Source organism: uncultured Microbacterium sp., assembly GCF_963521695.1.
Lineage (GTDB): Bacteria > Actinomycetota > Actinomycetes > Actinomycetales > Microbacteriaceae > Microbacterium.
Genome location: NZ_CAUQWC010000185.1, coordinates 1 through 6,972, shown reverse-complemented (window position 1 = coordinate 6,972; position 6,972 = coordinate 1). Strand labels below are relative to the sequence as shown.

General features: G+C 68.3%; 6 protein-coding genes. 1 reads left to right on the top strand and 5 read right to left on the bottom strand.

What is annotated here, in order from left to right; genetic code table 11:
- Nucleotide 1 precedes the first annotated feature (1 nt).
- Nucleotides 2-706, bottom strand: coding sequence for a FadR/GntR family transcriptional regulator (locus RWP81_RS12715; RefSeq protein ID WP_055955798.1), 705 nt, complete (start codon nt 704-706; stop codon nt 2-4).
- Nucleotides 707-856: 150 nt separating this feature from the next.
- Between RWP81_RS12715 and RWP81_RS12710 the strand changes: the two genes are divergently transcribed.
- Nucleotides 857-2,200: a dicarboxylate/amino acid:cation symporter gene (locus RWP81_RS12710; protein ID WP_314456643.1), complete on the top strand. Its 1,344-nt coding sequence runs from the start codon at nt 857-859 to the stop codon at nt 2,198-2,200.
- A gap of 189 nt (nt 2,201-2,389) precedes the next feature.
- Here the strand turns inward: RWP81_RS12710 and RWP81_RS12705 are convergent, their stop codons facing one another.
- The 4 genes from RWP81_RS12705 to RWP81_RS12690 all read right to left on the bottom strand — a co-directional run bounded on the left by RWP81_RS12705 (nt 2,390) and on the right by RWP81_RS12690 (nt 6,890).
- Nucleotides 2,390-3,658, bottom strand: coding sequence for a sn-glycerol-3-phosphate ABC transporter ATP-binding protein UgpC (locus RWP81_RS12705; protein WP_314456641.1), 1,269 nt, complete (start codon nt 3,656-3,658; stop codon nt 2,390-2,392).
- Between the two features lie 91 nt (nt 3,659-3,749).
- Entirely contained in the window at nt 3,750-4,598 is an 849-nt protein-coding gene (locus tag RWP81_RS12700; protein WP_314456639.1) for a carbohydrate ABC transporter permease, read from the bottom strand.
- Between the two features lie 55 nt (nt 4,599-4,653).
- A complete protein-coding gene (locus RWP81_RS12695) occupies nt 4,654-5,628 on the bottom strand; it encodes a sugar ABC transporter permease (RefSeq protein WP_314456637.1) in 975 nt (324 codons plus the stop codon).
- Nucleotides 5,625-6,890, bottom strand: coding sequence for an extracellular solute-binding protein (locus RWP81_RS12690; protein WP_314456635.1), 1,266 nt, complete (start codon nt 6,888-6,890; stop codon nt 5,625-5,627). The genes RWP81_RS12695 and RWP81_RS12690 overlap by 4 nt, the downstream gene beginning before the upstream one ends.
- Nucleotides 6,891-6,972: the final 82 nt, after the last annotated feature.

The following is a 6,972-nucleotide window of genomic DNA, read 5'->3' as shown; positions in this document are numbered from 1 at the left end:
CTCAGTCGCGGAGGTGCTGCGCGAGGTCGGCGATCTCGTCGAGGTGCACGCGCATGGCCGCCTCCGCGGCATCCGGGTTCGCCGCCCGCAGGGCACGCAGGATGCGGGCGTGCCCCTCGTGCGAGAGGCGGCGACCCCCGGCGGCGACGTGCGAGAAGAGCCGCGCCTCGAGTGTCCACGACACCGTGAGCTCGCTCAGCGAGGCGAGCAGCGGGTTGCGCGTGGCCGATGCGACTCCGGCGTGGAACGCGATGTCGAGCTGCACCGAACGCTCGCCGTCGAGGACGGTGCTCGACTCGGCCACGACCGCCGCGAGGGCGTCGAGCTCCGCGGCGTCGATGCGGGTCGCGGCGAGACGGGCGATCTGCGGCTCGACGACGGTTCGGAACTCGGATGCCGCGGCGATCGACGTCGGATCGTCGTCCCGCCACGAGGCCAGCGCGGTGGAGATCGGTACCCGAGCGCTCACCCGGGTGCCACTGCCCTGACGTCGTTCGACGAGGCCGGCCGACTCCAGACGCAGCAGCGCCTCGCGCACGGCCGACCGGGAGACGATCAGTTGCTCGGCGAGCTCGCGTTCGGTCGCCAGTCTGTCCCCGGGCTTCAACACCCCCGCCAGGATCAGGGCGCGCAGCCGCGCCACGATCTCCTCGTGCACCGATCCGCCGTGCCGCTCCAGCGGCGCCAGCGTCGCGTGATCGCTCATCGACCCTCCCGCACCCATCCTTTCAGGCGCGTTCTCTCACGGCATCCGGATTGGTCAGACCGTAACGGTCCGGAAACACGGGAAACGGGTGCGCGAAACGCCGACATCCCACAATTGGACCGACCAGGGGCCATCTGTGGAGGAGCGACCATGACCAACGACGACAGCACGAACGGTGGCCGCGGTCTCGCGACGACCTGGAGGATTCTCCGCCACCCGGCGAGCCTGATCGCCCTCGCGGCGGTGCTGGGCATCGTCTTCGGCCTCGCCGCCGGAGAGTGGGCCGCGAACCTCAAGTTCGTCGGCGACCTGTTCATCCGCCTGATCCAGATGGCGATCGTGCCCCTCGTGATGGCGTCGGTGATCGTGGCCACCGGCTCCATGACCGGGTCGGGGATGGGACGTCTGGCCGGACGCACCTTCGCGTGGATGATCGGCTTCTCGGTCGTCGCCGCGATCGTCGGCTGGGCCCTCGCGACGCTCGTCCAGCCCGGGACCGGCATCGACTACTCCGGCACGGTCGATCCCGCCCTGCAGGAAGCCGCCGAGCCCGCGGGGTGGCAGGAGACGGTGCTCGGCTTCGTCTCGACGAACATCTTCAGCGCGATGTCGACCGCGAGCATGCTGCCCATCATCGTCTTCTCGCTGCTGTTCGGGCTCGCGCTCAACGGCTACGTCCGCACGACCGGTAACAGGCTCGTCGTCACCCTGCTCGACCAGCTGCAGCAGATCATCCTCGGCATGATCCGCCTGGTCATGCGCATCGCGCCGATCGGCGTGTTCTGCCTTCTGGCCGCCCTCGCCGGCGACGTCGGCTTCGCGGTGGTCACCACGGCCCTGGCCTATCTCGGGTCGACCCTCGCCGGTGTGCTCATCGTGACGGCGCTGTTCGTCGTCGTCGTCGCGCTGCGCACGCGGCTCAACCCGGCGGCCCTCCCCGGCAAGCTCGCCGAGCAGACGGTCATCGCCGTCACGACGACGAGCTCGGCCGTGACCTTCCCCACCGTGCTGAGGAACGCCGTCGAGAAGGTCGGGATCAGCCAACGCGTGGCGAACTTCACCCTGTCGGTGGGCCTGACCATGGGCTCGTACGGCGCGGTGCTGAACTACACGATCGTGATCCTCTTCCTCGCCCAGGCCGGGCGGGTGGAGCTGACGCCCGGGCAGATCATCCTCGGCATGGCGCTGGCGATCATGCTGAACATGGGCACCATCACCGTCCCGGGCGGCTTCGCCGTCGCAGCGACCTTCCTCGCCGCCTCGCTCGGACTGCCGCTCGAGGCGGTCGGACTCCTCATCGCGGTCGACTGGTTCACCGGCATCTTCCGCACCTTCCTCAACGTCAACGGCGACACGATGGTGGCCATGCTGGTCGCGAACGGCACCGACGAGATCGACCGCGACGTGTACGCCGGGCGCAAGAGCGTCACGGCCGCCGCGGTGAATGACGGGGAGCTCTCGGAGAAGTTCGCGGCGGCTGACCGCGCGGACTGACGGGTGCACGCGCCCAAACACGGCCGACAACACGACCGCGTGTGCGCAACTCCGGGAAAGTCGTCCACGACGGCCGAGATCCCCCGCGTGTCGGCGGAGAGTGAGCGAGATCTCCGGGGTCCCGCCCGGGCCACGGCCCCGAACGAACGGCACCGTTCGATCAGCTGCCGCCCCGGACAGCCGACCCGCTCAGCGCCCCACCGACGATCCCTCGCGCGCCTGACGCTCCTTCGCCCGATCGAGCGCACGCTTCCGCGCGGCGCGGGCGTCCTCCTCGAGCTTCTCGGCCTTCGCCTCATCGCGCGTGAGGTTCTCGCCCGTCTCAGGGTCGAACAGGTGCAGCGAGTCGGGCGAGAACCACAGGCGCGCCGCGTCGCCCGCGCGGATCGCACTCATGGCATCCAGGGCCACGACGAGCTCGGTGCGAAGGCTCTCGCCGTCGAGATCGCGGTCGAGCTCCGAGAGTTTGTCCTTCACGGTGGCGTCGGTCTCGTACGGCACATAGGCGTACAGCACTTCGCCGAGCCACTCGGTCATCTCGATGTCGAGGTCGGCGGTGATCCCCCCGGAGAGGTCGCGCTCGGTCGAGTCGGCGTCCTCGAAGGCGTCGGGGCGGACCCCCACGATCACGAGGTCGCGGCCCTCCACGGCCGTGCGCAGGCGATCGTCGAGCGGCACGTCGGCGATCGGCAGACGCAGCGTGTCGCCGTCGACGGTTCCGCTGAGGAAGTTCATCGGCGGTGAGCCGATGAAGCCCGCGACGAAGAGGTTCACCGGCTGGTCGTAGAGCCCGCGAGGACTCGCGACCTGCTGCAGCTCGCCCCGGCGGAGCACCGCGACGCGGTCACCGAGGGTCATGGCCTCGGTCTGGTCGTGCGTGACGTAGACCGTGGTGATCCCGAGCGAGCGCTGCAGGCGCGCGATCTCGGTGCGCATCTGGCCGCGCAGCTTCGCGTCGAGGTTCGACAGCGGTTCGTCGAAGAGGAACGCGCTGGCGTTGCGCACGATCGCGCGCCCCATCGCCACGCGCTGACGCTGGCCGCCGGAGAGGTTGGCGGGCTTGCGCTGAAGGTGCTCGTCGAGCTCCAGCAGCTTCGACGCGCGACGCACCCGCTCGTCGATCTCGTCGTCGCTGAGGTCGCTCGATTTCAGCCGCATCGGGAACGCGATGTTCTCGTACACGGTGAGGTGCGGGTACAGCGCGTAGTTTTGGAAGACCATCGCGAGGTTGCGGTCCTTCGGCGCCTTGTCGTTGACCACCTCATCGGCGATGCGCAGTTCGCCGTCCGAGATGTCCTCCAGGCCCACGATCATGCGCAGCAGCGTCGACTTGCCACAGCCCGAGGGGCCGACGAGGATCACGAACTCGCCATCGGCGATGTCGAGGTCGACGCCCTTGACCGCGGTGAAACCGTCGTCGTACGTCTTAACGATCTTGTTCAGAGTGATGGATGCCATGAGCTCTGTCCCCTATTCCTCGATCGCGCCCGCGGCGGGGCACGAGACGATGCTGCTGTTCCGCGTGATGGATGTCACTGAGATCGCCCCGCTATCCCTTGACCGCGCCCTGGGTGAGCCCGGAGACGATGCGGCGCTGGAAGATGACGACGACGATGACGATCGGGATCGTCACCACGATCGCGGCGGCCGAGATGGCGCCGGTGGGTTCTTCGAACTGCGAGGCACCGGTGAAGAACGACAGGGCCGCCGGCACCGGGCGGGCGGCATCCGTCGAGGTCAACGAGATGCCGTAGACGAAGTCGTTCCACGCGATGAAGAACGCGATGATCGCGGTGGTGAACACGCCCGGAGCAGCGAGCGGCACGACGGTCTTGCGGAACGCTTCGAACGGGGTCGCGCCGTCGACCTGCGCCGCCTGCTCGAGCTCCCACGGGATCTGGCGGAAGAACGCCGCGAGCGTCCAGATCGAGATCGGCAGGGTCAACGAGAGGTACGGGATGATCAGCCCGAGCCACGTGTCGTAGAGACCGACGACGCGCCACAGGTTGAACAGCGGGGTGACGATCGAGACGATCGGGAACACCGACACCGCGAGGGCCGTGGTGAGGATGACGCGCTTACCGGGGAAGTCGAGCCGCGCGATCGCGTAGGCGCAGAGGGTCGCCAGCACCACCGCGATGAAGGTCGCGATCAGCGAGATGCCGATGGAGTTGCGCAGCGCCGGCAGGAAGAGGTCTTGCGCGCTGCCGCCCGGGGCGAGGATCGTGGCGTAATTGTCGAGCGTCCACTCCTGCGGGATGAGGGTGCCCGAGAAGAGGCCGGACTGCGTCTTGAACGACGTCATCAGGATCGAGAACACCGGGAACAGCGACCACACGAGCACGGCCGCGATGATCACGAGCCACATGATCCGCTGGGGCCAGGTCATTGCGCGCATCAGCTGCACCCTCCTTCACACCGGATGCCGGTCGTCGGCGTCGTGCCCACGCCCGTCACGAGTTCTTCCCCGCCGACAGATCCACTTTGAAGCCCTTGATGAAGATGCCCGCGATGATGAGGACGCTCAGGAACAGCAGCACCGAGATCGCCGATCCGAGGCCGATCTCGAGCCGGCCGATCGAGGTGTTGTACGCCAGGAGCGACAGCGCCTCGGTGTTGTTGGCGCCCGCGGTCATGATGAAGATGTTGTCGAAGATGCGGAACGCCTCGAGCGTGCGGAAGAGCACGGCGACCATGATCGCGGCCTTCATGTTCGGCAGGATGACGCGGCGCAGCACCTCCCAGCCGGTGGCGCCGTCGACCTTCGCCGCCTCCTCGAGATCGCCCGGCACCTGCGCGAGCCCCGACAGCAGCAGCAGGGAGATGAAGGGGGTGGTCTTCCACACCTCGCTGAGGATGATGACGGTGAGCGAGGTGCCCTGGTAGGCGAACCAGTTCAGGTTCTCGTCGAACCCGGGGATCCATGCCAGCCAGCTGTTGACGTACCCGCCGGAGTTGATGTCGAAGGCGTAGAAGAACGCGAAGGCCGACACGACGGTGATGATGCCGTAGGGCACGAGGATCGCCGTGCGGGCGAAGCCGCGCAGCTTCTTGATCGCGCGATGCATGACGAGGGCGAAACCGAAGCCGATGATCAGTTCGAGCAGCACCGTGACGACGGTGATGAACAGCGTCACCCCCATCGACTGCCAGAACGCCGGGTCGCTGAGGATCACCGCGTAATTGCGGAACCAGATGAACTCGCGGTCGTCCGGCGCGGTCAGGCGCAGGCTGAACAGCGAGTCCCACAGCGCCTGCACGATCGGGTACAGCGTGACCAGCAGCATGATCCCGAACGCGGGGCCCGCGAGCATCCACCCCAGGCGCGCCTCTGCTCGAGCCCGGTCGGAGCGACGCTTCTTCGTCGGTTTCGCCGCCTCGGCGGCCTCCTGCCGCCGCCCGGCGCGGGTGAGTGTCGTCTCGCTCACAGCAGTCGCTCCCCTCTGAGCACCGCGAGGATGAAGTCGGTCGAGGACGCCGGCGTCGAATCCGGGTTCACCGCGTTCGGCGGGTGCCAGGTGCGCTGCAGTCCGATGGAGATCTCGTTGTAGTACGGCGTCTGCGGCCGCGGCGCCCCGAGCTGCAGCGACTCGGCGATGGTGTCGGCCATCGGGAACTTCTCGGTCACCTCGGTGTCGTCGTACGCGGCGAGGTTCGAGGGCGGATTGCCGTTGGTGACGAAGTACTGGGCCTGGTTCTCGGGGCTGACGATGCACGCCACCGCCTGCCAGGCGAGGTCGACGTTCTCGCTGTACGCACCGACGCCGAGGTTGATGCCGCCCACGGGCGGTGCCGCCGGGGTCCCGGCATCCACTCGGGGGTACACCGCCCACCCGAGGTCCTCGACGACCTCGGGGGCTGCGCCCTGCATGGCCGGGTAGACGAAGGGCCAGTTGACCATGAACGATCCGTTGTCGCCTTGGAAGAGATTCATGCTCGCGTTCTCGTCGGCGGTCGGAAGCCCGGGACCCCCGAGTCCCGACGAGCCGATGCGCCCGATGATGTCGGCGGCCTTCCTGCCGGCATCCGAGTCCAGCCCGAGCCGCATCTCGTCGGGTCCCGCTTCGGGGTCTTCGAGGATTTTGCCGCCCCCGGATGCCACGAGGGCATTGATCCAGACGGTCATCGACTCCGCGAGCGCGCCCTGGACCCCGAGCTGCTTGCCCTGGTCCTCGGCCGCCTGCATGATCTGGTCCCAGGTCACCGGCTGCGTCATGTCGAGGCCCGCCGCCTCGGCCACGGACTTGCGGTACCAGAGCAGCTGCGTGTTGGCCCAGAACGGCACCGTGACCAACTCGCCGTTCCAGCTGGCCGACTGCACGGCTCCCTGCACGACACCGTCGGTGTTCTGCAGGTCGTCGGGCACCGGTGCGAGGAAGCCGGGCTCGGCGAGTTCGGGGATGAACGGCGGGTCGAGGCTCATGATGTCGAGCGATCGATCGCTCGCCGCGAGACGTCGGGCGAGCTGTTCGCGCTGCGAGGCGGCGTCGCGCGGAAGCAGCGAGGTCTCGATGCGGTACGCCCCGTCGGCGGCCTCGGTACAGGATGCCGCGATCTCGGCCTGACCACCGTCGTCGGGGTTGATGTACCACGTGAGGGTCGGCACCCCGTCACCCGCGGAGCACGCACCCAGGGTCCCCGCGAGGGCAAGAGCAGAGGCCCCGGCCACGATCCTTCTCAGGCTGCGCATTCGGCCCCCTCGCCTCGGTGCGCGGGCGTCGGTACCCGGCGTCGTGGCTTCCATCCTGCCGACGCGCACGGATTCGGCACGC

Coding starts and splice junctions, on each gene's coding strand:
- RWP81_RS12715 (WP_055955798.1), bottom strand. CDS start 706: ATGAGCGATCACGCGACGCTGGCGCCGCTGGAGCGGCACGGCGGATCG.
- RWP81_RS12710 (WP_314456643.1), top strand. CDS start 857: ATGACCAACGACGACAGCACGAACGGTGGCCGCGGTCTCGCGACGACC.
- RWP81_RS12705 (WP_314456641.1), bottom strand. CDS start 3,658: ATGGCATCCATCACTCTGAACAAGATCGTTAAGACGTACGACGACGGT.
- RWP81_RS12700 (WP_314456639.1), bottom strand. CDS start 4,598: ATGCGCGCAATGACCTGGCCCCAGCGGATCATGTGGCTCGTGATCATC.
- RWP81_RS12690 (WP_314456635.1), bottom strand. CDS start 6,890: ATGCGCAGCCTGAGAAGGATCGTGGCCGGGGCCTCTGCTCTTGCCCTC.